Source organism: Streptomyces sp. DSM 118878 (assembly GCF_052936595.1).
In genome coordinates, this window is the sequence record NZ_CP193622.1 from 3,077,016 (window position 1) to 3,100,663 (window position 23,648).

Annotated in this window: 25 protein-coding genes; 9 read left to right on the forward strand and 16 right to left on the reverse strand. The window is 71.8% G+C overall.

Annotated features, from left to right (window positions below; all coding sequences use genetic code 11):
- Positions 1-59 precede the first annotated feature (59 nt).
- From ACRAKF_RS13535 to ACRAKF_RS13565, 7 genes are all read right to left on the reverse strand, one after another.
- On the reverse strand, positions 60-1,259 hold the full coding sequence (locus ACRAKF_RS13535; protein WP_447037299.1) for an NAD(P)/FAD-dependent oxidoreductase: 1,200 nt from the start codon (positions 1,257-1,259) through the stop codon (positions 60-62).
- A gap of 3 nt (positions 1,260-1,262) precedes the next feature.
- The gene (locus tag ACRAKF_RS13540; protein ID WP_447037300.1) at positions 1,263-1,454 is read right to left on the reverse strand and encodes a ferredoxin; all 192 of its coding nucleotides are present in this window, start codon (positions 1,452-1,454) and stop codon (positions 1,263-1,265) included.
- Positions 1,455-1,480: 26 nt separating this feature from the next.
- Positions 1,481-2,326: a fumarylacetoacetate hydrolase family protein gene (locus tag ACRAKF_RS13545; RefSeq protein ID WP_447041966.1), complete on the reverse strand. Its 846-nt coding sequence runs from the start codon at positions 2,324-2,326 to the stop codon at positions 1,481-1,483.
- Positions 2,327-2,328: 2 nt separating this feature from the next.
- Positions 2,329-3,246, reverse strand: coding sequence for a 3,4-dihydroxyphenylacetate 2,3-dioxygenase (locus ACRAKF_RS13550; protein WP_447037301.1), 918 nt, complete (start codon positions 3,244-3,246; stop codon positions 2,329-2,331).
- A complete protein-coding gene (locus ACRAKF_RS13555; protein ID WP_447037303.1) occupies positions 3,239-4,759 on the reverse strand; it encodes an aldehyde dehydrogenase in 1,521 nt (506 codons plus the stop codon). The genes ACRAKF_RS13550 and ACRAKF_RS13555 overlap by 8 nt, the downstream gene beginning before the upstream one ends.
- Before the next feature lie 126 nt (positions 4,760-4,885).
- The gene (locus ACRAKF_RS13560; protein ID WP_447037304.1) at positions 4,886-5,464 is read right to left on the reverse strand and encodes a MarR family winged helix-turn-helix transcriptional regulator; all 579 of its coding nucleotides are present in this window, start codon (positions 5,462-5,464) and stop codon (positions 4,886-4,888) included.
- A 161-nt stretch (positions 5,465-5,625) separates the two neighbouring features.
- Positions 5,626-6,423 (reverse strand): acetoacetate decarboxylase family protein, encoded by a 798-nt coding sequence (locus ACRAKF_RS13565; RefSeq protein ID WP_447037306.1) that lies wholly within the window; start codon positions 6,421-6,423, stop codon positions 5,626-5,628.
- 354 nt (positions 6,424-6,777) lie between these two features.
- Between ACRAKF_RS13565 and ACRAKF_RS13570 the strand changes: the two genes are divergently transcribed.
- Together ACRAKF_RS13570 and ACRAKF_RS13575 are read left to right on the forward strand one after the other, a co-directional pair.
- A complete protein-coding gene (locus ACRAKF_RS13570; RefSeq protein ID WP_447041968.1) occupies positions 6,778-8,109 on the forward strand; it encodes a glutamine synthetase family protein in 1,332 nt (443 codons plus the stop codon).
- A gap of 33 nt (positions 8,110-8,142) precedes the next feature.
- Positions 8,143-9,417, forward strand: a complete 1,275-nt coding sequence (locus ACRAKF_RS13575) for a cytochrome P450 (protein WP_447037307.1) — start codon at positions 8,143-8,145, stop codon at positions 9,415-9,417.
- Positions 9,418-9,495: 78 nt separating this feature from the next.
- Here ACRAKF_RS13575 and dusB read toward each other — a convergent pair whose 3' ends face one another.
- Positions 9,496-10,629, reverse strand: coding sequence for a tRNA dihydrouridine synthase DusB (gene dusB / locus ACRAKF_RS13580; protein WP_447037309.1), 1,134 nt, complete (start codon positions 10,627-10,629; stop codon positions 9,496-9,498).
- Positions 10,630-10,785: 156 nt separating this feature from the next.
- Here dusB and ACRAKF_RS13585 point away from each other — a divergent pair, with 156 nt between their 5' ends.
- Positions 10,786-12,240 carry an MFS transporter gene (locus ACRAKF_RS13585; RefSeq protein ID WP_447037310.1) on the forward strand — a complete coding sequence of 485 codons (1,455 nt, stop codon included), beginning with the start codon at positions 10,786-10,788 and terminating at the stop codon, positions 12,238-12,240.
- 34 nt (positions 12,241-12,274) lie between these two features.
- Here the strand turns inward: ACRAKF_RS13585 and ACRAKF_RS13590 are convergent, their stop codons facing one another.
- The gene (locus ACRAKF_RS13590; protein ID WP_447037311.1) at positions 12,275-12,793 is read right to left on the reverse strand and encodes an allene oxide cyclase barrel-like domain-containing protein; all 519 of its coding nucleotides are present in this window, start codon (positions 12,791-12,793) and stop codon (positions 12,275-12,277) included.
- Positions 12,794-13,039: 246 nt separating this feature from the next.
- Positions 13,040-14,422: a glycine--tRNA ligase gene (locus tag ACRAKF_RS13595; protein ID WP_447037312.1), complete on the reverse strand. Its 1,383-nt coding sequence runs from the start codon at positions 14,420-14,422 to the stop codon at positions 13,040-13,042.
- A 187-nt stretch (positions 14,423-14,609) separates the two neighbouring features.
- Between ACRAKF_RS13595 and ACRAKF_RS13600 the strand changes: the two genes are divergently transcribed.
- From ACRAKF_RS13600 to ACRAKF_RS13615, 4 genes are read left to right on the forward strand one after another with little or no spacing between them, the layout of a single operon-like run.
- Positions 14,610-15,632: a metal ABC transporter substrate-binding protein gene (locus ACRAKF_RS13600; RefSeq protein WP_447037313.1), complete on the forward strand. Its 1,023-nt coding sequence runs from the start codon at positions 14,610-14,612 to the stop codon at positions 15,630-15,632.
- A gap of 32 nt (positions 15,633-15,664) precedes the next feature.
- A complete protein-coding gene (locus ACRAKF_RS13605) occupies positions 15,665-16,444 on the forward strand; it encodes a metal ABC transporter ATP-binding protein (protein ID WP_447037314.1) in 780 nt (259 codons plus the stop codon).
- An 11-nt stretch (positions 16,445-16,455) separates the two neighbouring features.
- Complete coding sequence (locus ACRAKF_RS13610; protein WP_447037315.1) at positions 16,456-17,343, forward strand: metal ABC transporter permease; 888 nt, start codon at positions 16,456-16,458, stop codon at positions 17,341-17,343.
- A 17-nt stretch (positions 17,344-17,360) separates the two neighbouring features.
- Positions 17,361-17,816, forward strand: coding sequence for a Fur family transcriptional regulator (locus ACRAKF_RS13615; RefSeq protein ID WP_447041970.1), 456 nt, complete (start codon positions 17,361-17,363; stop codon positions 17,814-17,816).
- A 73-nt stretch (positions 17,817-17,889) separates the two neighbouring features.
- On the opposite strand, the gene ACRAKF_RS13620 is transcribed toward ACRAKF_RS13615, so the two are convergent.
- From ACRAKF_RS13620 to ACRAKF_RS13635, 4 genes are all read right to left on the reverse strand, one after another.
- On the reverse strand, positions 17,890-18,711 hold the full coding sequence (locus ACRAKF_RS13620; RefSeq protein ID WP_447037316.1) for an isoprenyl transferase: 822 nt from the start codon (positions 18,709-18,711) through the stop codon (positions 17,890-17,892).
- A 59-nt stretch (positions 18,712-18,770) separates the two neighbouring features.
- Positions 18,771-19,520: a DNA repair protein RecO gene (gene recO / locus ACRAKF_RS13625; protein ID WP_447037317.1), complete on the reverse strand. Its 750-nt coding sequence runs from the start codon at positions 19,518-19,520 to the stop codon at positions 18,771-18,773.
- A 68-nt stretch (positions 19,521-19,588) separates the two neighbouring features.
- Positions 19,589-19,810 carry a hypothetical protein gene (locus ACRAKF_RS13630; RefSeq protein WP_447042311.1) on the reverse strand — a complete coding sequence of 74 codons (222 nt, stop codon included), beginning with the start codon at positions 19,808-19,810 and terminating at the stop codon, positions 19,589-19,591.
- On the reverse strand, positions 19,807-20,049 hold the full coding sequence (locus ACRAKF_RS13635) for a hypothetical protein (RefSeq protein ID WP_447037318.1): 243 nt from the start codon (positions 20,047-20,049) through the stop codon (positions 19,807-19,809). The genes ACRAKF_RS13630 and ACRAKF_RS13635 overlap by 4 nt, the downstream gene beginning before the upstream one ends.
- A gap of 115 nt (positions 20,050-20,164) precedes the next feature.
- On the opposite strand from ACRAKF_RS13635, the gene ACRAKF_RS13640 reads away from it, so the two are divergent.
- A complete protein-coding gene (locus tag ACRAKF_RS13640) occupies positions 20,165-20,998 on the forward strand; it encodes a helix-turn-helix domain-containing protein (protein ID WP_447037319.1) in 834 nt (277 codons plus the stop codon).
- A complete protein-coding gene (locus ACRAKF_RS13645) occupies positions 20,980-21,345 on the forward strand; it encodes a DUF397 domain-containing protein (RefSeq protein ID WP_447037320.1) in 366 nt (121 codons plus the stop codon). Before ACRAKF_RS13640 ends, ACRAKF_RS13645 begins: the two co-directional genes overlap by 19 nt.
- Here ACRAKF_RS13645 and ACRAKF_RS13650 read toward each other — a convergent pair.
- Together ACRAKF_RS13650 and ACRAKF_RS13655 are read right to left on the reverse strand one after the other, a co-directional pair.
- Positions 21,332-22,804 carry a membrane-associated oxidoreductase gene (locus ACRAKF_RS13650; protein ID WP_447037322.1) on the reverse strand — a complete coding sequence of 491 codons (1,473 nt, stop codon included), beginning with the start codon at positions 22,802-22,804 and terminating at the stop codon, positions 21,332-21,334. The two genes, ACRAKF_RS13645 and ACRAKF_RS13650, sit on opposite strands and share 14 nt — an antisense overlap.
- 25 nt (positions 22,805-22,829) lie before the next feature.
- On the reverse strand, positions 22,830-23,627 hold the full coding sequence (locus ACRAKF_RS13655; RefSeq protein WP_447037324.1) for an isocitrate lyase/PEP mutase family protein: 798 nt from the start codon (positions 23,625-23,627) through the stop codon (positions 22,830-22,832).
- Between the last annotated feature and the right edge of the window lie 21 nt (positions 23,628-23,648).

The following is a 23,648-nucleotide window of genomic DNA, read 5'->3' on the forward strand; positions in this document are numbered from 1 at the left end:
CGGCACCCGTGCGGGGGTGCCGCCCCTTCCCTGTGCCCCGCGCGCGTGCCCGGGCCGGGTCAGACCACCGGCTCGGGCAGCGTCATGAGGGCGGCCCGGTGGCGGCCCGCCGCGGCGGCGGCCTCCGGGCCGCCGAGTGCGGCGACGCCGATGAGGCGCGGGCCGCGGTGGTAGCCGTAGAGCAGGTCGCCGTCGGCGGACTCCGGGTCGCCGGCGAGGAGCTCGCAGCGGTCGGCGAGGGCCGGCCGGCCGAAGGACTGGAGCCGCAGCGTGAACTGGTCGCTCCAGAAGGACGGCAGCGGTGCGCAGGGCGCCGGGTCGCGGACGGTGCCGGTGAGCCCGGCGACCAGGGTGCGGGCCGCGTGGCGCGCGGTGTCGCCGGGCACCGACCAGTGCTCGACGCGGTGCGGCTCGGGGCCGTAGCGCGCGTTGGGGAAGCGGGCGACGTCGCCGACGGCCACCGCGTGCGGGAGGCCGCCGATGCGCAGATGGGCGTCGCACAGGATGCCGTCGGTGAGATCGATCCCCTCGGTGGCGGCCAGCCACTCGGTGTTGGGCAGCGAGCCCACGGCCTCCACGAGCACGTCGGCGGCGACCTCCGTGCCGTCGTCGAGCACCGCCCCCGCCGGGGTCAGCGCGGTGACGAGGCGGCCCATGCGGAACCGCACGCCCCGCGCCTCGTGCCGCAGCCGCAGGGCCCGCGCGAGGTCCGTGCCGAGGGCGAGGAGCATGGGCTGCGCCTCCGGGGCGACGACGGTCACCGCGCAGCCCGCGGTGCGCGCGGTGGCCGCCACCTCGCAGCCGATGAAGCCGGAGCCGATGACCAGGACCCGGGCGCCCGCCGTCAGCCCGGCGCCCAGCGCCGCCGAGTCCTCCAGGGTGCGCACGACGTGCCGGGGCGGGCCCCCGGGCAGCGGGAGCCGCCGGGGCCGCACGCCCGTGGCGGCCACCAGGCCCTCGTAGGGACGGACCGTGCCGTCCGCCAGCGTCAGGGTGCGTGCCCCGAGGTCGGCGGCGGTGACCGCCGTGCCCAGGCGCCACTCGACGTCGGCGACGCTCGGCCGGCGGCGCAGCTCCGTGGCGCTCGGGTGCGCGCGGCCCGCGAGCACGTCCTTGGTCAGCGGGGGGCGGTTGTACGGGAGGTGGGGTTCGTCGCCGTAGAGCGTGATGCCGCCGCGCCACCCGGCGGCGCGGAGCTGCTCGGCGGCGCGCAGGCCGCCGAGCGACGCCCCCACGACGGCGATGCCCTGTGCTGCCACGGCTCAGCCCTCGACCCGGATGGCCTGCAACGGACAGACGTCGGCGGCGTCCTCGGCGTCCTCGCGCAGCGATCCGTCCGGTGACGCGACGTAGGAGAGGTGGCCGTCGTCGTCGAGCCGGAAGACGTCCGGCGCGGCGAAGACGCACTGGCCGTGGTTCTGGCAGACATCCATGTCGACGGTGACCTTGAGCACGTGAACTCCTCTGCTTCAGCGGGTACTCAGCGGCGCGGCGCGCGGATGCCCCGGAACTCCCAGTCGCCGCCGAGTGCCGTGGAGAGGACCTCCTCGGACGCGGTGGGCTGGGCGCCGACGTCGGCGCGTACGGCCGTCGGCCCGGTGACGATGTGGTTGGTGAGGCGTCCGAGCCCTTCGGCCTCGACCTCGACGACGTCGCCGGGCCGGACCGGGCGGGAGCCCGCGGGGGTGCCGGAGAGCAGGACGTCGCCGGGTTCCAGGGTGATCGTGCGGGCGATGTCGGCGACGAGGTAGTGCATGTCCCACTCCATCTCGTCGGTCGAACCGTCCTGCGCGAGCCGTCCGTTGACGTACGTCCGCAGGTACTTGCCGCGGAAGTCCCAGCCGGTGACGAGTCCGGGACCGAGCGGGCAGAGCGTGTCGGAGCCCTTGACGCGCAGCATCGAACCGGCGTCGGTGTCGCGGAAGTCGTGCAGGCCGTAGTCGTTGGCGACGGTGAAGCCGGCGATGTACGGACCGGCTTCCGCGGGGGCGATGTTGCGGCAGGTGCGGCCGATGACGATGCCGATCTCGCCCTCGTAGTTGAGGTAGCGGCAGCCCTCGGGCCGTACGACGGCGCCGCCGTGGCTGTTGAGCGCGGAGATGGGCTTGTGGAAGTAGGTGGGCGCGGGCGGCAGGCTCGCGCCGAACTCGGTGACCCTGCTGCGGTGGTTGAGGTGGACGGCGATCACCTTGGAGGGGCGGACGGGCGGCAGGTGGTGCGCCTCGGCGGCCTTCACGCGGCGCCCGTCGTGGGCGACCAGCTCGTCGCCGTCCCGCACGACCTGCACGGCCGCCCCGTCGAGCAGGATCCTGCGGTACTCGGTGATGGTCATGCGGCGCCCCCGCTCCGCTCACGGGTACTGCCGGTCCAGCCGTCGGCCGGGCGGTCGAACCACAGGTGCACCTGCCCGGTGCCGATGGAGTTCTCGTACGCGCTGTAGGCGCGCCCCGGGGCGGTGCACCGGTCCTCGCCCAGGGCGCCGATCATCATCAGGTAGTGGCTGAAGCGCGCCTCGGGCCGGTACGTGAGGAACTCCGGCATGGTGGCGAGGACCCGCGCGTGGTCGCCGGCCTCGAACCAGGCGATGCGGCGCTCGTCGGCGGCGCGCGCCTCGGGCGTGCGGATGTGGGCGGGGTCGCTCGCCTCGTGGGCGCGCAGCTCGCGCAGCGGCCAGAAGGTGTGGGACAGGGCTCCGGAGGCGATGAGGAGGACCCTGCGGCCGGGGAGGGACGCGATGCCGTCGGCGAGCGCGCGGCCGAGCCGCAGGTGGTCCTCCGCGTCACCGGTCTGACAGACCCCGATCGAGATCCACTTCTTGTCGGGGAGGCCGGCGCCCAGGTACGTCCACAGGTTGATCGTGGCGTAGTACACGGGCAGGAAGGGATCGTCGATCGGGGTGATCCAGGTGCCGTGCCGGTCGGCGAACCCGGCGACGGCGTGGGCGAGTCCGGGGTCGCCCGGATAGTCGTACGGCATGCGGCACATGCCGCGCGGCAGCTCCTCGGAGGTGAAGAGCCCGGCGCGGCGCGGGTGCGAGGTGACGACGAACTCGACGGTGGTCGCCCAGTGCGAGTCGAGGACGACCACGGTGTCGTAGTCGAGGGTCTCGAAGACGTCGTGGCGCAGTTCGCGCAGGCCGGGGACGAGGCTGATCTCGCGGCCCTCGTTGAGCTCCTTGCGGGTCTCCTCGGGCAGCACGATGGTCGGCACGTGGGCGAGGAGGCCCGCCCCGACGATCTCACCCATGGCGGGCCTCCTCCTCTGCCCCCGGCGCGGTCACGGTGTTCTTCAGGTCGCAGTAGAAGTCGAAGGACCAGTCGCCGCCCTCGCGCCCGACGCCGGACTGCCGGGAGCCGCCGAAGGGCGCGGAGAGGTCGCGCACGAAGAAGCAGTTGACCCAGACCGTGCCGGCGACGAGCCGCGCGGCGATCCGGCGGGCGCGCTCGCGGTCGCCGGTGGCCAGGGTGGCGGCGAGGCCGAAGCGGGTGCCGTTGGCGAGCCGCACGGCCTCGTCCTCGTCGCCGTCGGGAAAGGTCTGGAGGGTGAGGACGGGCCCGAAGACCTCTTCCTGCACGATCTCGGAGTCCTGCTCGACGCCGGTGAGGAGGGTGGGGAGGTAGTAGGTCCCGCCCAGGTCGGTGTTGCGGCCGCCGCCGATGACGGGCGTGGCGCCCGCCGCGAGGGCGCGGCGCACGAAGCCGTCGACGCGCTCCACGTGCCGGGGGTGGATGGAGGGCCCGATGTCGGTGGCCTCGTCGCGCGGATCTCCCTGGGTCAACTTCGTCACCCGGTCAAGAAAGTGACCGAGGAACGCTTCGCGTGCGGACTCCTCCACGAGGATCCGGGTGGCGGCGAGGCAGACCTGCCCCGCGTTGTCGTACTGCTCGACGGCGAGGTCCGCCGCCAGGTGAAGGTCCGCGTCGGCGAAGACCAGCAGCGGCGATTTCCCGCCGAGCTCGAAGCCGCACGGCGTGAGGTGCGCGGCGGCGGCCCGCGCGATGCGGCGCGCGGTGGGCACGGATCCGGTGAAGCTGACGCGGCGTACGTCGGGGTCGGCGACCAGGGGCGCCCCGACCTCCTCGCCGTACCCCTGTACGAGGTTGAAGACGCCGGGCGGCAGCCCCGCCTCGTGGGTGATGTCGGCGAAGAGGGAGGCGGTCAGCGGTGTCCACTCGGCGGGCTTGAGCACCACGGTGGAGCCCGCGGCGAGCGCGGGCGCGATCTTCCAGCTCGCCAGCATCAGCGGCGCGTTCCACGGCGTGATGAGCACGGCGGGGCCCGCCGGGTCCCAGGTCACGTGGTTGGTGTGGCCGCGGGTGTCGAAGTCGGGGTGGGCAAGCGCGAGGAGGCGGTCGGCGAAGTAGCGGAGGTTGTGGGCGACGCGGGGCATGACGCCGCGGCGGTGCGAGCGCAGCAGGGCGCCGTTGTCGGCGGTCTCCACGCGGGCGAGGTCCTCGGCCCGGGCCTCGACACCGTCGGCCACGGCGTGCAGCAGCCGGGCGCGTTCGGCGGGCGGCGTCGCGGCCCAGCCGGGGAACGCGTCGCGCGCGGCGGCCACGGCCGCGCGGGCCTCGGCGGCGCCGCCGCGGACGATCTGGGCGAGGGGGGCGCCGTCGATGGGCGAGCAGGTCGTGAAGCTGGGCGCCGCGGTGGCTTCGGGGTCGGCCGAGGCGAGGCGGGCGCCGCCTATCCAGTGGCGGGTGTCGACGGGGACGCCGGCGACGGTGGCCGTCGGCAGCGGAACCTCTGGAAGAGCCATCGCGACCTCCAGTTCGTTTGACCCCAAACAACATAGGAGGGGCGGGGGGACGGGGTCAACCCCCCGCCGCGGCCCCGCACTTGACCGCCCCCACCCCCAGCGTGACGGCCCCCAGCGTGACGCGGCTCAGGCCTCCGTACGCGCCCGGCGGCCGCTCCTGCGCGGGGCGGGCTCCGCGCCGTCCAGGAGTTCGAGCCTGCGCTCCTCGCCCTTGTCCTCGGTCCGTACGACGATCTTGCGGAGCAGATCGGCGAGCGTGCGGCACTCCGCGTCGGTCAGCCCCTCGGTGACGAAGGCCTCCTCGGCGTTGAACGCGGGGAAGACCTCGCCCATCAGCCGCTCCCCCTCGTCCGTGAGCCGCAGCAGCGCGAGCCGCCCGTCGTCGGGGTGGCCGCGGCGCTCCATGAGGCCCCGGCCCGCGAGCGTGCGGGCCACCCCGGTGAGCGTGCCCTTGGAGATGCCCGCCTCCTCGGCGACGTACCGCGTCTCCATCTCGCCCCAGATCCAGACGACGTAGAGCACGACGAACGACGTCCACGTCAGCTCGGCGCCGCGCAGCACGGAGTTCTCGAAGTGCTGCCGGACGGCCGACGCCGCGCGGTAGATGTTCGCCACGGCGGCCATCCGGTCGTGCTTGACGGGTGTCCCGCCGAGCTTGGCCCGGACCGCCTTCTCGGTCTCACGGATGGAGCGATGGCCCGTCACGTGCGCGTCTCCTCGTATCTCCGGTCAGGTTCGTACGGGCTCAAACGCTAGCGCGTCCCCACGCGTCCCCCACGCGTCCCCCGTCGGACAGCCCTGCGGGGGCGCCGGCCGAAACCGGCGCCCCCGCCCCCCGTTCGCCCCCGCTGGCCCTGAAGCCCCCGCTAGCCCTGAAGTCCCCGCTCCAGCACGGTCCCGCCGTTCCAGACGACGCCCACCTGCCGGTAGTACGCACCGATCGGCTCCTCCACCGCGAGGGCCGCCAGCTCCTCCGTGGGCGACGCGAAGAGGTGCAGCTCCGCCTCGCCCGACCACGCCTGGCCGCCCTCGAAGGCGGCGGCGCCGGACGCGATCAGCTCGTCGAGGGCGAGGCCCTTGCCGTTGATGGCGGGGAGTTGACGGTGGTGCGCCATGGGATGTCCGTTGACGAAGCCGTTGCTCGCGGACGGCTCGCGCAGGGTCACCACCGCCTGGGCGAGCCTGCGGTCGGCGGCGGCGAGCGTGGCGCCGAAGGCCGCGCCCGCCTCGACGCGCGGGGCGGGGCCGAAGGGGTGCGGCCGGGTCATCTGGATGGAGCCGAGCTTCTTGGGGTAGCCCTGGTGGATGCCGCGGGCGATGGCGAAGTCCTTGTCGACCCAGATGTAGACGCACCGCGAGTAGGTCCGCCCCCGGTAGGCGCACCGCACGACCGCGAAGCACTCCTTGTACTGGGCCCGTACGGGGTCGAGCAGTTCGGCCCCGCTCTCGCCGCAGGACTGCCAGTCGGCCCAGATCAGCGCGACCGCCCCGGGATCGCTCTCCGCGGGTTCCAGCGGCTCGGGCAGCAGCTCCCGCACCCGCGCGGGGTCGGTGCGGTACTCGACGGTGAGCAGGTCGCCCGAGTAGCGCCAGGGCGGCGCGGGCACCACGGAGGACCGCCCGGTCGCCGTCCTTGGCGGGAAGAATCCTCGGACCTCGGTCATCGCGCGGGCTCCTTCGGCTGCCGACCCACCGCTCGTCGCGTCGTCGTTTGAGCCCGTACGATATGCCCGCCCGGCCGATCTGTCACGGGGTGGGTCACGACTCGCTCCGCCAGACAACTCCATGCGCCAGCGGCCGAGTTCGCGCTCCGGCCCGGACCGCGCGATCGCCGCACACCCTCTTGCGCGCACCCCCGCACCTGCCTACCGTTTGAATTCAAACGACAACCCTCGGCACGCAGGCAGTGCCCCCGTCCCGATCCACCCCTCAGAAAGGCTGGGACACGGGTGAGTGAAGCGAGCGGACCACCACGAGGGCAGGGCGGACCGGCCGACCAGGGGGACGTCGGGCAGGTCGTGCGGGCGCTGCGCGAGCGCGGCACCGACGTCGTCCGCGTCGTCTACCCCGACCTCATCGGCGCCGACCGGGGCCGTGACGTCCTCGTCGGGCACCTGCCGAGCGCCTGCGGGCATGGCCTCGCCTTCTGCCGTGCCGTCTACCACACCACCCCCGGCGGCGACGTCGTCCCCGTCGCGGGCGGGCTCGACGCCGGGCTCCCCGACGTCTGCGTCTACCCCGACCTCAGCACCCTTCAGCCGCTGCCCTGGGAGCCCGGCGTCGCCTGGTGCCTGGGCGACACCCTCGACCCCCTCACCGGCGAACCGGCCCCGGAGTCGCCGCGCGCCCTGCTGCGCCGGGTGCTCGACGCCGTGGCACAGTGGGCCGGAGCGGCGGGCCTCACCGCGGTCGTCGGCCCCGAGCTGGAGTACTTCCTCTGCGAGGCCGACCCCGCCGCCGCGTCGGGCTGGGTCCCGTACGGCGGCGCCACCGGCAATGTCTACAGCGCGGGCAGGCGCGGCGACCCCGACGGGCACCTCCTGCGCACCCTGCGGCTCCTGGACGGCCTCGGCATCGGCGTGATCGCGGGGAACCACGAGTTCGACGGCGGGCAGTTCGAGATCAACCTCGACCACTCCGAGGCCCTGGACGCCGCCGACCGCGCCTTCCGCTTCAAGGCCGCCGTCAAGGAGACGGCCCGCCGCGAGGGGCGCCTCGCGACCTTCATGGCCAAGCCGTTCAGCACCGGCGGCGGCTCCGGCTTCCACCTGCACATCTCGCTGACCGACGCCGCCGGGCGCAACGTCTTCGACGATCCCGCCGACCCCGTGGGCCTCTCGGCCACCGCGCGGCACGCCATCGCCGGTGTCCTCGCGCACGCCCCCGCGCTCACCGCGCTGCTCAACCCCACCGTCAACTCCTACAAGCGCTTCGGCCCCGACACCCTCGCCCCCTGGCTGATCGACTGGGGGCTCGACAACCGCAGCGCGATGGTCCGCGTCCCGCCCGAGCGCGGCGCGGGCACCCGCCTGGAGCTGCGCCTCGGCGACGCGTCCGCCAACCCCTACCTCGCCGTCGCGGGAGCCCTGGCCGCCCTGCTCCTCGGCCTGCGCGAGGGACTCGACCCGCCCGCCCCGCTCCAGGGCTACGGCTACGACGAGACCACCGCGCCCCGCCTGCCCGCCACCCTCGCCGCGGCCCTCGACGCCCTGGAGGCCGACGAGGCGCTCACCGGGCTGCTCGGCGCGGGCTTCACCGGGGCCTTCCTCACGTACAAGCGCGACGAACTCGAACGCTTCCAACGGGCCGTCACCGACTGGGAGTTCACGGAGTACGCCTTCCTCAACTGACCGCACCCCGAGCGCCTGCGAAGGAGTACGTCCATGCGTACGGCCACGGGCTCCGCGCCCCTCACCCTCGACGACGTCGACCTCGCCGACAACGACCGCTTCACCGACGCCACGCTGCCCTGGCGGATGTTCGACGTGCTGCGCCGCGAGGACCCCGTCCACTGGCAGCCCGAACCCGCCCCGAACTCCGGCTTCTGGGCGGTCACCCGGCACGCGGACATCGTGCGCGTCGACCGCGACCCCGAGACGTTCACCTCGGAGCGGTTCACCAACCTCGAAGAGGTCGACGAGGACTACATCGCGCTGCGCCGCTCACTCCTGGAGACCGACGGCCTGCGGCACCGCGCGATGCGGCTGATCCTCCAGAAGCGGTTCACGCCGCGGGCCGTCGCGACGTACGAGACGTTCCTGCGCGGCCTGACCGGGCGCACCCTGGACGCGGCCCTGCCCAAGGGCCGCTTCGACTTCGTCAAGGAGATCTCCGCGGACTTCCCGATCAACGTCCTTGCGCGCATGCTCGACGTGCCGCGGGAGGACACCCAGCAGCTCATCGACTGGGGCAACCGCATCATCGGCAACACCGACCCCGACTACGCCGACGTCCTCCTGGAGAGCACCGAGAGCGAGCAGTACCGCAACCTGCCGTTCCGCTCCCCCGCCGCCCTCGAAGTCTTCGCGTACGGGCGGGAACTGGCCGCGCGGCGCAGGGGCGGAGACGGCGACGACCTGGTCAGCACCCTGGTCAACAGCTCGCCCAAGGACGGCGTCCCGCTCTCCGCCACCGACTTCGACAACTACTTCCTGCTGCTCGTCGTCGCCGGCAACGAGACGACCCGGCACGCCATCTCGCACTCCATGCTCGCCCTGATCGAGCACCCCGAGGAGCGCGCCAAGCTCGTCGCCGACCCCTCGCTCATCCCCGGTGCCGTCGAGGAGTGCCTGCGCTGGGCCTCGCCCGTCTACCACTTCCGGCGCACGGCCACGCGGGACGTCGTCCTCGGCGGCCGGCGGATCAGGGAGGGGGACAAGGTGGTGCTCTGGTTCGCCTCCGGCAACCGGGACGAGGCCGTCTTCCCCGACCCCTACCGCTTCGACGTCACCCGGCGGGACGTCGATCACCTCACCTTCGGCAAGGGCAGTCCTCACTTCTGCCTCGGGAACTCGCTGGCGCGCCTGGAGATGCGGGTCATGTTCGAGGAGCTGCTGCCGCGTATCGCCGACATTCGCCTGGACGGTGCCGTCCGCCGGGTGCGGTCGAACTTCGTGAACGGGATCAAGGAGCTTCCCGTCACGGTGACGTCGGCCTAGCGCTTCCGCCGGATTCACTTCGTCCGCGGGCCGTATGTGGCTGGTCGCGCAGTTCCCCGCGCCCCTTCAGGGCGCTGTTCAGCCGCCCGAGGTGTCCAGCTCGGCGTCCTCGCTGATGCCCGCGCAGTCGTACGGGTCCTTCAGCCAGCCGTCGGGGAGGACCACGCGGTTGTTGCCCGACGTACGGCCGCGGGGGCCGTCGGCGCCCGTGGGCCACGGCTGGTCGAGGTCCAGCTCGCCGAGGCCGTCCTCCAGCTCGGCCAGCGACGACGTGATCGCCAGGCGCTTGCGCATCTCCGAGCCGACCGCGAAGCCCTTGAGGTACCACGCCACGTGCTTGCGGAAGTCGATGACGCCCCGCGCCTCGTCGCCGATCCACTCGCCGAGGAGCGTGGCGTGGCGCAGCATGACGGCGGACACCTCGCGCAGGTCCGGGGCCTTGGGCGCGCCCGTGCCCTCGAAGGCCGCCACCAGGTCGCCGAAGAGCCAGGGGCGGCCGAGGCAGCCGCGGCCCACGACGACGCCGTCGCAGCCGGTCTCGTTCATCATGCGGACCGCGTCGGCCGCCGACCAGATGTCGCCGTTGCCGAGCACCGGGATCTCCGGCACGTGCTCCTTGAGGCGCGCGATGGCGTCCCAGTCGGCCGTGCCGCCGTAGTGCTGGGCGGCCGTGCGGCCGTGCAGGGCGATCGCGGTGACGCCCTCCTCGACCGCGATGCGGCCCGCGTCGAGGAAGGTGATGTGCTCGTCGTTGATGCCCTTGCGCATCTTCATGGTGACGGGGAGGTCCCCGGCGCCGCTGACGGCCTCACGGAGGATCGCGCGCAGCAGCGGGCGCTTGTACGGGAGCGCGGAGCCGCCGCCCTTGCGGGTGACCTTGGGGACGGGGCAGCCGAAGTTCAGGTCGATGTGGTCGGCGAGGTCCTCTTCCGCGATCATGCGGACGGCCTTGCCGACGGTGGCCGGGTCGACGCCGTACAGCTGGATGGACCGGGGCTTCTCGGTCTCGTCGAAGTGGACCAGCTGCATGGTCTTCTCGTTGCGCTCGACCAGGGCGCGCGTCGTGATCATCTCGCTGACGAAGAGGCCCTTGCCGCCGGAGAACTCCCGGCACAGCGTCCGGAACGGCGCGTTCGTGATGCCCGCCATGGGGGCGAGCACGACGGGCGGCTGGACGGTGTGCGGGCCGATCGACAGGGGCTTGGACGGCATGGGGAGCTCTCCGGGACGGACGACGGGACCCTCCATTGTCCCTCACTCCGGGGACCGCTCGTCGCGCGGCGGCCGGGCGGTGTCTCGCCGGGCGGCCGGGCCGTGTCCCGCCGGGCGGCCGGGCCGCTTCTCCCGCGGCGGGCTACCGTCGGATACATGCCCGATGAACTTACCCATCGCCGACGCGTGCTCGTCCTCGCGATCTGCTGCATGAGCCTGCTGATCGTCAGCCTCGACAACACCGTCCTGAACGTCGCCCTGCCGACCATGAAGCGGGAGTTCGACGCCAGCGTCTCGGGCATGCAGTGGACCATCGACGCGTACACGCTCGTCCTCGCCGCGCTGCTCATGCTCGCGGGCTCGACCGCCGACCGCATCGGCCGCCGCAAGGTCTTCCAGGCGGGCCTGGTGATCTTCACCGTCGGCTCGGTGCTCTGCTCGCTCGCGCCGAACCTGCCGTGCCTCGTGGCGTTCCGCACGGTCCAGGCGGTGGGCGGCTCGATGCTCAACCCCGTGGCGATGTCGATCATCACCAACACGTTCACCCAGCCGCGCGAGCGGGCCAGGGCCATCGGTGTCTGGGGCGGCGTCGTGGGCATCTCCATGGCGGCGGGCCCCATCGTCGGCGGCCTGTTCGTGGACTCCGTCGGCTGGCGCTCGATCTTCTGGATCAACCTGCCGGTCGGCCTCGCCGCGCTCTTGCTGACCATGCGGTACGTGCCCGAGTCCCGCGCCCCGAAGCCGCGCCGCCCCGACCCCGTCGGGCAGATCCTGGTCATCGTGCTGCTCGGCGCGCTGACGTACGCGATCATCGAGGCGCCCAGCGCCGGCTGGACCTCGCCGCTGATCCTCGCCTTCGCCGGAGCGGCCCTGCTCGGCCTGACCGGGCTCCTCCTCTACGAGCCGCGCCGCGCGGAACCCCTCATCGACCTGCGCTTCTTCCGGTCGGCGCCGTTCAGCGGGGCCACGGTGATCGCGGTCTGCGCCTTCGCGTCACTCGGCGGCTTCCTCTTCCTCTCCACGCTCTACCTCCAGGACGTCCGCGGCCTCGACGCGCTGCACGCCGGTCTGTGGATGCTGCCGATGGCGGCCATGACCCTGGTCTGCGCGCCGCTGTCCGGGCGGCTCGTGGGCAGCCGCGGCCCGCGGCTCCCCCTGCTGATCGCGGGGGTCGCGATGACGGCATCGGGCGTGCTGTTCGCGGCGTTCGAGGCGGAGAACACGGGCCTCACGCGCTTCGTCGGCTACGTCCTCTTCGGCCTCGGCTTCGGTTTCGTCAACGCCCCGATCACCGACACCGCGGTCGCCGGGATGCCGCGCGCCCAGGCGGGCGTGGCCGCCGCCGTGGCCTCCACCAGCCGCCAGATCGGCCAGACGCTCGGCGTCGCGGTGATCGGCGCGGTCCTGGCCTCGGGCGTCGCCTCGTCCTCGTACGCGCGGGACTTCACCGGGGCCAGCCGCCCCGCCTGGTGGATTCTCGTGGCCTGCGGTCTCGCCGTGCTCGTCGTCGGCCTCCTGACCAGCGGCCGCCGGGCGCGCGCCTCGGCGGAACGGACGGCGGAGCGGCTGGCGGACGACGGCCACGAGGTGACGGCCGCCGCCCGGAGCTAGCCGTGCCGCCGTGCCCGCACGTCCGGTGCCTCCATCAGTGCAGGATCTCGGCGCGCATCCTCTCCTGCGGCGTGGCGATGTCCCAGTAGCGGACACTGCCCCGGGCGTCCTTGTAGGCGCCCGTGCCGCCGGTGATGGCCATGTCGTGCGGGCTCTCGCGGTCGGTCAGGAGCGATTGCATCGTCAGGGAGCCGCGCTCCAGTTTCAGCGTGATCACGGCCTGGGACGTGGCCTTTCCGCCGTCGCCGTCGAGGTAGACGATCTGGGACGTCCCGGCCCCGACCCCGACTTTGCGGCCGTTCTCCACGGCAGTGCCGCAGTAGACGCTCATGTCGCCCAGGCTCGGCCCCGCCTCGCCGAGATCGACGGCCTTGTACTCAAGATCCTTGATCTGGAGTTCGATGACCTCGACGCGGCCCTTCTTCGCGGTGTCGGCTTGCGCGGTGTCGGATTGCGCGGTGTCGGCTTGCGCGGTGTCGGCACCCGCGCTGCCCACCGCGAAGACGCCGACCGCGGCGGTGGCCAGCGACAGGGCGGCGCATCTCATGAGCATGGGTCGGACCCTGTTGTTCCCCATGGCGAAATCTCCCTCGTGGCGATCTGCGTGTGCGGACACTCTGTGTGTGCGGACAACTCGACGCTATGGCGCGGGAGTTGCGGCGTCCAAGACCAGCACCGCCATGAGCTCATCGCCTGGAGGACATGAGCCCTCCGCCGGCCGGGGCGATCCCCGTACGGACGCGAAAGCCCCCGGTCCCATGACCGGGACCGGGGGCTTTCGCGTGGAGCGGCAGGCGCGTCAGCAGCCCACGAGGCGGCTGGCGAGGTAGCCCTCGATCTGGTCGAGGGAGACACGCTCCTGCTTCATGGTGTCGCGCTCGCGCACCGTGACGGCGTTGTCGTCGAGGGTGTCGAAGTCGACGGTGACGCAGTACGGGGTGCCGATCTCGTCCTGGCGGCGGTAGCGGCGGCCGATGGCGCCCGCGTCGTCGAACTCGATGTTCCAGTTCTGCCGCAGCGCGGTGGCCAGGCCCTTGGCCTTCGGCGACAGCTCCGGGTTGCGGGAGAGCGGCAGGACCGCGACCTTCACCGGGGCGATGCGGTGGTCGAAGCGCATGACCGTGCGCTTCTCCAGCTTGCCCTTGGCGTTGGGCGCCTCGTCCTCGATGTAGGAGTCGAGGAGGAAGGCGAGCATCGTGCGGCCGACACCGGCCGCGGGCTCGATGACGTACGGCGTCCAGCGCTCGCCGGCTTCCTGGTCGAAGTACGACAGGTCCTGGCCGGAGGCCTTGGAGTGCGCGGTCAGGTCGTAGTCGGTGCGGTTGGCGACGCCTTCCAGCTCGCCCCACTCGCTGCCGCCGAACTGGAAGCGGTACTCGATGTCAGCGGTGCGCTTGGAGTAGTGGGAGAGCTTCTCCTTCGGGTGCTCGAACCACCGCATGTTCTCCTCGCGCAGGCCGAGACCGGTGTACCAGTTCCAGCGCTGCTCCATCCAGTATTCCTGCCACTGCTCGTCCTCGCCCGGCTTGACGAAGAACTCCATCTCCATCTGCTCGAACTCGCGGGTGCGGAAGATGAAGTTGCCGGGCGTGATCTCGTTGCGGAAGGACTTGCCCATCTGCGCGATGCCGAAAGGCGGCTTGCGGCGCGAGGTCTGCTGCACCTGGCCGAAGTTGGTGAAGATGCCCTGCGCGGTCTCCGGCCGCAGGTAGGCGACGGAGCCGCTGTCCTGGGTCGGGCCGAGGTGCGTGGCGAGCATGCCGGAGAACTGCTTGGGCTCGGTGAACTGGCCCTTCGTACCGCAGTTGGGGCAGTTGACGTCCGCGAGGCCGTTGGCCGGGGGACGGTTGTGCTTGGCCTCGTAGGCCTCTTCCAGGTGGTCGGCGCGGTGGCGCTTGTGACAGGAGAGGCATTCGGTGAGCGGGTCGGAGAAGGTCGCGACATGGCCGGAGGCCTGCCAGACCTCGCTCGCCAGGATCACCGACGAGTCGATGCCGACGACGTCCTCGCGCGCGGTGACCATGTAACGCCACCACTGGCGCTTGAGGTTCTCCTTGAGCTCGACGCCCAGCGGTCCGTAGTCCCAGGCGGCGCGCTGGCCGCCGTAGATCTCACTACAGGGGAAAACGAAGCCACGGCGCTTGCTCAGGCTGACGATGGTGTCGATCTTGTCGGCGGCCACGGTGCTCTTCTCATGACGACGGCGGGGCGAAGCGTTCACTGCCGGAGGCAGCAGCTTCGGGAGCGAATGCTTCAGGTTACCGGCGGCCCGACCCCCCTAATCAAATCGGTTCCGGTATGACCCTCTTACCGCCCCCCGCTCCACCCTTTGTTGACAATCGTTTCCACATTTGTTGAAAATGAGTGTCATGAACGTACGACGACGTCTGATATCCACCGCCGCCCTCGCCTCCGCCACCGCGCTCGGCCTGACGGCCCTCACCGCGTGCTCGACCTCCGCCGCGGACGACAAGGACGGCAAGCTCGACGTGGTGGCGTCGTTCTACCCCATGCAGTACCTCGCGGAGCAGATCGGCGGCGACCACGTCTCCGTCACCAACCTCACCGAGCCCGGCCAGGAGCCGCACGACCTCGAAGTCTCCGCCAAGCAGCGCGGACAGATGGAGGAGTCCGACGTCGCCCTGTACCTGAAGGGCCTCCAGCCCGCCGTCGACCAAGCGCTCAGCCAGTCCGGCATCGGGACGAAGGTCGACGCCGCCTCCCTGACCAGCATGGAGAAGCACGGCGACGAGGTCGACGGACACGCCGACGAGCACGGCGACGAGCACGGCGACGAGCACGCCGACGAGCACGGTCACGAAGAAGAAGAGGGCCACGAGGGCCACGACCACGGCCACTCCCACGAGGGCGCCGACCCGCACATCTGGCTGGACCCGGTGAAGTACGCCGAGGTCGCCGAGGGCGTCGGCAAGGCCCTGGAGAAGGCCGACCCGGACAACGCGAAGACGTACGAGAAGAACACCGCGAAGCTCGTGAAGAAGCTCGGCGGCCTGGACACGTCCTTCAAGGACGGCCTCAAGGACACGAAGACCAAGGTCTTCATCACCACCCACGCCGCCTTCGGCTACCTCGCCGAGCGCTACGGCCTCACCGAGGAGGCCATCAGCGGCCTCGACCCCGAGGGCGAGCCCAGCGCCAAGCGCGTCAAGGACCTCCAGAAGATGGCGAAGGAGGACGGCGTCACCACCGTCTTCTACGAGACCCTCGTCAGCGACAAGACCGCGAAGACCCTGGCGAACGACGCCGGCCTGCGGACTGATGTACTCGACCCGATCGAGGGCATCACCGACGGCAAGTCCAAGGGCGACGACTACATCCAGGTCATGGAGTCCAACCTGAAGGCCCTGAAGAAGGCCCTTGGCACCAAATGATCCCCCTCTCCGCGGCTACGGAGGCATGAGCCATGAGCAAGACAGACCCGGGTGAAGCCGTCATATCCCTGCGCAAGGTGACGGCCGAGCTCGGCTCGCGCCCCGTACTGCGCGGCATCGACCTCCGGGTGGGCCGCGGCGAGGTCGTCGCCCTGCTCGGCGCCAACGGCTCGGGCAAGTCCACCGCCGTGCGCACGGTCATCGGCCAGGTACCCGTCACCGGCGGCGAGGTGGAGATCTTCGGCACCCCGCGGCGCCGCTTCCGCGACTGGGCCCGCGTCGGGTACGTCCCGCAGCGCACCACGGCCGCCGGCGGCGTGCCCGCCACGATCAACGAGGTCGTCACCTCCGGGCGGCTCTCGCGCGCCCGCTTCGGCATCCTCGGCAAGGCCGACCGCGCCGCCGTCGCCCACGCCATCGACCTGGTGGGCCTCGCCGACCGCGCCAAGGACTCCGTCGACGCGCTCTCCGGCGGCCAGCACCAGCGGGTCCTGATCGCGCGCGCCCTGGCCTCCGAGCCCGAGCTGCTGATCATGGACGAGCCGATGGCGGGCGTCGACCTGGCCAGCCAGGAGGTCCTCGCGGCCACGCTGCGCGAGCAGGTCTCCAAGGGCACCTCGGTCCTCCTCGTCCTGCACGAGCTGGGCCCCCTGGAGCCGCTGATCGACCGCGCCGTGGTCCTGCGCGACGGCTGCGTGATGCACGACGGGCCGCCCCCGCGCGCGCTCGGCCAGCACGCGCTGCCCGGCCACGACCACGTCCACCCGCACACCGCCGACGCGGAGCCGGTCCGTACCGGCCTGTTCACCTAAGGACCACGGCGATGGAAATCCTCGAATACGCCTTCATGCAGCGGGCTCTGCTCGCCGCCGTCCTGGTCGGCATCACCGCCCCCGCCGTCGGCATCTACCTCGTGCAGCGCCGCCAGGCCCTGATGGGCGACGGCATCGGCCACGTGGCGATGACGGGCGTCGGCCTCGGCTTCCTGCTCTCCACGTCCCCGGTGTGGATGGCCACGGCGGTCGCGATCGTCGGCGCCGTGGTGATGGAGCTGATCCGCTGGTACGGCAAGACACGGGGCGACATCGCGCTCGCGATGCTGTTCTACGGCGGCATGGCGGGCGGCGTGATGTTCATCAACCTCGCCCCCGGCGGCTCGAACGCGAACCTCCAGTCGTACCTCTTCGGCTCGCTCTCGACGGTCTCCGAGGAGGACGTGACGGCGATCTGCCTCCTGGCCGCCTTCGTGGTCCTGGTCACGGTGGGCCTGCGGCGCCAGCTCTTCGCGGTCAGCCAGGACGAGGAGTTCGCACGCGTGACGGGCCTGCCGGTGCGCGCCCTGAACCTGCTCACCGCCGTCACCGCCGCGGTCACCGTCACCGTCGCCATGCGGGTCGTGGGCCTGCTCCTGGTCTCCGCGCTGATGGTGGTGCCGGTGGCGGCGGCCCAGCAGCTCACCCGGAGCTTCGCGGCGACGTTCGCGGTCTCGGTGGCGATCGGCGTGTCCGTGACGATCGGCGGCACGGCGACCTCGTACTACCAGGACGTGCCGCCCGGCGCGACGATCGTGCTGCTCACCATCGGGGTCTTCATCGCCCTCACCGTGCTCGCGACACCGCTCGCCCGGCGCAGGGCCCGTGCGGCGGCGGCCGCGGCGGACGCCGACCCCGCGGAGTGCGCGGTTCCGGCCCAGCCGGTGACCAAGACCTGACCCCGGTCGTGGGCGACCTGGCACAATGGCCCGGCAGGCCCAGACCAGAGCGCAGACGCGAGGAGACAACCGTGGGAGCCCCGGTTCGAGGCAGGTCCACCCGCCAGCGTGCGGCAGTGGCCGCGGCACTCGACGACGTGGACGAGTTCCGCAGTGCGCAGGAGCTGCACGACATGCTCAAGCACAAGGGCGACTCGGTGGGACTGACCACGGTCTACCGCACACTCCAGTCCCTGGCCGACGCCGGTGAGGTCGACGCCCTGCGCACCAGCGAGGGCGAGACGGTCTACCGCCGCTGCTCGACCGGCGAGCACCACCACCACCTGGTCTGCCGCGTCTGCGGCAAGGCCGTGGAGGTCGAGGGCCCGGCGGTGGAGTCATGGGCCGAGGCGATCGCCTCGGAGCACGGCTTCGTGAACGTGGCGCACACCGTGGAGATCTTCGGCACGTGCGAGGAGTGCGCGCGGAAGTAGCCGGCAGCAGTACGTACGGGAAGGGGCCCGCACCGCCACGACGGCGGCGCGGGCCCCTTCGCGTACGCCCTGGCTAGCTGTTGGCGATCTGCTCCTCGTTCGGGATGGCGCCGCCGAAGCGGCGGTCACGCCCGGCGTATTCGAGGCAGGCGCGCCACAGGTCGCGGCGGTCGAAGTCGGGCCACAGCACGTCCTGGAAGACCATCTCGGCGTAGCTGGACTGCCAGATCAGGTAGTTGGAGGTGCGCTGCTCGCCGCTGGGCCGCAGGAAGAGGTCGACGTCCGGCATGTCCGGGTAGTACATGTACTTCGCGAACGTCTTCTCGTTCACCTTGGACGGGTCGAGCTTGCCGGCGGCGACGTCGCGGGCGATGGCCTGCGCGGCGTCGGCGATCTCGGCACGGCCGCCGTAGTTGACGCAGAAGTACAGGGTCATCGCGTCGTTGTCGACAGTTTGCTCCTGGGCGACCTGGAGCTCCTGGACGACGGACTTCCACATCTTGGGCATCCGGCCGACCCAGCGGATGCGGATGCCGAGCTCGTTCATCTCGTCGCGGCGGCGGCGGATGACGTCACGGTTGAAGTTCATGAGGAAGCGCACCTCGTCGGGCGAGCGCTTCCAGTTCTCGGTGGAGAAGGCGTACAGGGAGAGATTCTTGACGCCCATCTCCAGGCACCCCTTGAGCACGTCCAGAACGACGCCCTCGCCCACCTTGTGCCCCTCGGTGCGCGGCAGCCCCCGCTCCTTGGCCCAGCGGCCGTTGCCGTCCATCACGCAGGCCACGTGCTTCGGTACGAGCTCGCCGGGGATCTTCGGCGGCCTGGCGCCCGAGGGGTGCGGCTCGGGGACCTTGTACTCACGGCGGGACCGTCCGAGGATTCCGCGTCGTGCCATGGGGGGCTCTCTCCTACCTAGCTGATCTCTGTACGTGCATACGTGAGGTGCTCACGGGGCTAGCTCTTCTCCACATACCGCAGGGAGCGCAGTCCGCGCTCCATGTGCCAGTGCAGATAGGCGGAAACAAGCCCGCTGCCCTCCCTGGCGTGCCGCGCCTCGCACGCGTCCGCCGTCTCCCAGTCACCGGTGAGCAGCGCGCCGAGCAGGGTGAGGGTCTCCGCAGAGGGTACGACGCTGCCGGGCACCCGGCAGTCGACGCAGACGGAGCCGCCGGCGGCGACGGAGAAGAACCGGTTCGGCCCCGGAAGCCCGCATCGCGCGCAGTCCGTGAAACTGGGCGCGTAGCCGTTCACGGCCAGGGAGCGCAGCAGAAAGGCGTCGAGCACGAGATGCGGCGCGTGCTCGCCCCTGGACAGCACGCGCAGCGCCCCGACGAGCAGCAGATACTGCTGCACCGCGGGCTCGCCCTCGTGGTCGGTGAACCGCTCGGCGGTCTCCAACATGGCCGTCCCGGCCGTATACCGGGCGTAGTCGGTGACGACGCCGCTGCCGTAGGGAGCGATGGTCTCACTCTGCGTACAGAGCGGAAGCCCCCGCCCGACCAGCTCGCTCCCCCGGGCGAAGAACTGCACGTCGACGTGGGAGAACGGTTCGAGCCTGGCCCCGAACTTGGACTTCGTCCGCCGCACTCCCCGCGCCACGGCGCGTACGCGCCCGTGACCGCGCGTGAGCAACGTGATGATCCGGTCCGCCTCACCCAGCTTCTGGGTGCGCAGCACGATGCCGTCGTCGCGGAACAGACTCATGGGGCCATTCTCGCGTACGAATCGGCCTCACAGTTCTTCGGGGAGCAACCGGGAGGCATCGCAGCGGGTCAAGGCACCTCCCCCCGGCTCCGTGCGTTCGCGTACGCCGTCGCCGCGCTCAGCCGCTCCGCCTGCGTCGCGGTCCGCACCGCCTCCGGTGTGCAGTCCCACTCGCAGCCCCCGCCGTACGGGCGTAGCTGTACATACGGACCCTCGTGGCCCATCACCCTGCCGATGCGTCCGTTCCGGGTGTCGACCACGTAGGAGCCGACGGGAAGGTACAGAGTCACGGGGTCGCCTCCTTGGCACCGCCGGCGCGCAGGGCCGCGACCAGGCGGGCCGCGGCGTCGACGGAACAACCGCCGAATTCGATCCGCGGACACGGAGCCTCCCTCGCGATCGTCGCCGCGTCGATCCGCAGGGACGGCAGCGTAATTCCCGCACGGGCGAGTGCGGCGCGCAATTCCCTCAATGTTTCCTCCGCCTGTTCGACGCAGACGACTGCGTGCCCCTTGGTTTCCGACCTCACGTGACTCCCCTTCGCTTCCGCATTTCACTCTTCGCACCCCTACGGTGACGCACGGCAACTACACTCGGCAGCATTCTGCCCTCTACAACTACGGGGCAGCGAAAGGCGGTTGGCCATGGCCAATGGTTCACGGCAGGCAGCGTGGGAGTTCTTCGGCACGGAGCTGAAACGGCGCCGCGAGGAGGCCGGGCTCACGCAGTCCTCCCTGGGAATGCGGGTCTTCGTCTCCGGCGGCTACATCGGCCAATTCGAACAGGCGATTCGTAAGCCGCAGTTGGATGTCGCCCAGCGGATCGATGAGGTCCTACAAACCGGGGGTTTTTTCGAACGCCTTTGCCGCAGTCTGATCGACGACAAGCGGTACGCGGATTACTTCGCGGCGGTGGTGGAGCTGGAGGCGCTCGCCACGCGGATCTGTGAGTTCGCGCCGACGCTGGTGCCGGGCCTGCTCCAGACCGCCGCGTACGCCCGCGCGGTCACCCTCGCGGCGAACCCGTTCGTCACGGACGAGTACGTACAGGACATCGTGGGCGCCCGCCTCGAACGGGCGGGCATCCTCAAGGACGCGACCCGCCCCGAGTACTGGGTGACCCTGCACGAGAACGTGCTGTACATCCCGGTGGGCGGGCCCGCGGCGATGGCCGAGCAGTTGGACCACCTGGCGTGGCAAATGCGGGAGCGGCAGGCGTTGGTGTTGGTGCTCCCGTACGTGGCGGGGGCCCACGCCACGATGGGGGGAATGCTGACGCTCATGGACTTCGAGGACGCGCCGCCAACGGCCTATACAGAGACCTCGTTTTCGGGAACTCTCGTCGACGAACCGGCAGTGGTGCGGCGCGCACAGCGCGCATACGATCTACTCAGGGGCGCCGCGCTGTCGCCGGAGGCATCCCTCGCCCTGATCGAATCGGCGGCGGAGGACTACAGACGATGCATGAGTACGACCTGAGTAACGCACGCTGGCGGAAAAGCAGCCACAGCAACGGCGAAGGCGGCAGCTGCGTCGAGATAGCCCACGACTTCCCGGGCGCCGCCCGCTGGCGAAAAAGCACCTACAGCAACGGCGAAGGCGGCGACTGCGTCGAGGTGGGCCACAACTTCCCAGGCGCCGCCCGCTGGCGCAAGAGCAGCCACAGCGGTGGCGACGGCGGCGAGTCCTGCATCGAGGTGGCCGACGGCATCCCCGGCGTCGTCCCCGTGCGGGACAGCAAGGACCCCCAGGGCCCCGCCCTGGTCATCGGCGGCACCGCCTGGCAGGCCTTCGTGACCGGTGTCCGTGGGGCTACTGGCGGCTGATCGACCGCGTGATGCCCGCGGCGATGGTCGTCGCCAGGGTCCAGCCCAGGACGATCAGGGCGTACGCCAGCCACTGGTACGCGCCCCGCGAGGCGTACGCCTGCTCCTGCCCGAAGGAGACGATCGGCAGCAGCAGGTCAAGGGTGTAGAAGACGGGGTTGAAGTCAGGGGCCTCCCCGGACTTCAGCGCCCTGGGCTCCCGCACGGCGTACGTCACCGACCCGGCAAGCAGCAGCGACAGCAGCCACACCGCCGCCCGCGTCGGCCGGAAGCCGTAGCCGACGGTCACGTCCTGGAGGTGCCCCCAGGCCCTGGCGTACCAGGGCAGGGTGGCGCGCTGGCGGCGCTGCTTGGCGAGCTGGACGGTACGGGCGGCGGCGTCATCGCCCATGTGCCGGTACGCGGCGGTGAGCTGCTCGTACGCGAACGGCACGTAGCCGTCGGTGTCCCGCTCCAGGACCTCAAGACGCCGCTCGACGGGTTCGCTGGGGCCGATCCTGGTGTACGTGAGACCGTCGAGACGCACCTCGTCGGGCCAGGTGTCGGGCGTCACGTACAGGAAGTCGGCCTGCGCGCCGCGCAGCGTGACCGTGCCCTCGATGCGTGGGGTCCTGTGCAGCCACAGGGCCCCCGCCACGAGGGAGCTGGCACGCAGTGCGATGCCACCCGGGTTCACGAGGGACGCCTGCTCCAGGTCGACCCCGCTGGATATCCGGGCACCCCGCAGATCGATCAGGCCGCGCGCCACGAGCCGTGCGGCGTGCAGCTCCGAGCCCACCGCGAGGTTTCTGGCTTGGAGGGCGGTTCCGCCCGGATTGCTGAGGACCGCGTCATTGAAGTCGACACGCCCCGAGACGGTCGCCCCTTCGAGACGGACCACGCCATGCGCGATGAACCCCCGGTCGGCCCGGACGTCGTCCTCGACGGTGACGTGATTCAGCGCAAGGACCGGCTCGTCCAGGTTCACGCCCCGCTCCCCCAGGTGCGCCCCGTACAGGGTCACCCCTCCGGCGATCCGCGCCCCGCCGAGCCGGACGGGCCCCAGGACCCGGCAGTCGGGCATGCGGAGCGAGCCGTCGACCCGTAGAGCGATGGCGTGCAGGCCCGGCAGATGACAGCGACTGAGGCTCAGTGGCCGCAACTGCGCCCTGTACAGCTCGGGCACGTCCTCGAAGAGGCAGGCCTTCAGGTGGATCGGCGCGGCGATCTCCGCGTACTGGAGGTCGAGCACCCCGCTGACGCGCGCCCCGGTCACCCGGAGGACCGGCGTGTTCCCCTCCGTGGCGGCCCCGCCCAACAGCAGTGCCCGCAGCACCTCCGCCCGCACGGTCCGCGCGGGCCCCCAGTCCGCGTCGGGCCCGGGGGCGTCATCGGGCCCCTCCTGGAAGTCGACGGTCCCGCCCAGCGGAAACGCCTCCCACACCCGCCGCTCGGCATCGTTCAGTTCGCTGATCTCCACCGCCGCGATGCTGGCCCGCGGCCGATCACCTGTCAACCGGCCCGACCAGCCCCTGCGTGTCCGCGTACGACGGGATGTCACCGGCAAGCGGCCGGCCCCCCGCCACCGCTTCGGCCGCCGCCACCGCGGCCCCGAGCGCCGCGCGGAACAGCAGCGACCCGCAGCTCACGCGCCGCACGCCCGCCGCCGCGAGGGCGTCGAGCGAGGGGCCGTCCGGCGAGTGGAGGATGTTGAGCGGGGCGTCGAAGGCGGCCGCCACGGCGGCGATGGCTGCCGTGTCGCGGAGGCCCGGCACGAAGACCCCGTCCGCGCCCGCCCGGCAGTACGCCGCGAGGCGAGCCTCCGTCTCCGCCACCGGCGCCCCCGGCAGCCAGTACGTGTCCGTCCTGGCGTTCACGAACAGCCGCTCCCCCACCGCCTCCTTCACCGCCCGCAGGATCTCGGCCTGCTGCCCCACGTCCCGCAGCGTGCCGTCCGCGCGCCCGTCCTCGATGTTGACGCCCACGACGCCCGCCTCGGCCAGCTCCACGGCGAGCGCGGCCACTTCCGCCGGCCGGTCGTCGAAGCCGCCCTCCACATCGACGCTGATCAGGGCGTCCAGCCGGGACAGGGACCGGGCGAGGCGGACGGTCTCCACCCGCGTGCCGCCCACCCCGTCCGGCACCCCGGCGGCCGCCGCCACCCCGAGGCTGGTCGTCCCCACGGCCCGGAACCCGGCCCCGGCGAACGCGGCGGCCGACGCGTGGTCCCAGGCGTTGGGCAGCAACAACAGGGGCGCACCGGCCCGGTGCAGGTCACGGAATTCGTCGTAGCGCTGTGTCATGCGACGACGGTATGCGGTCGC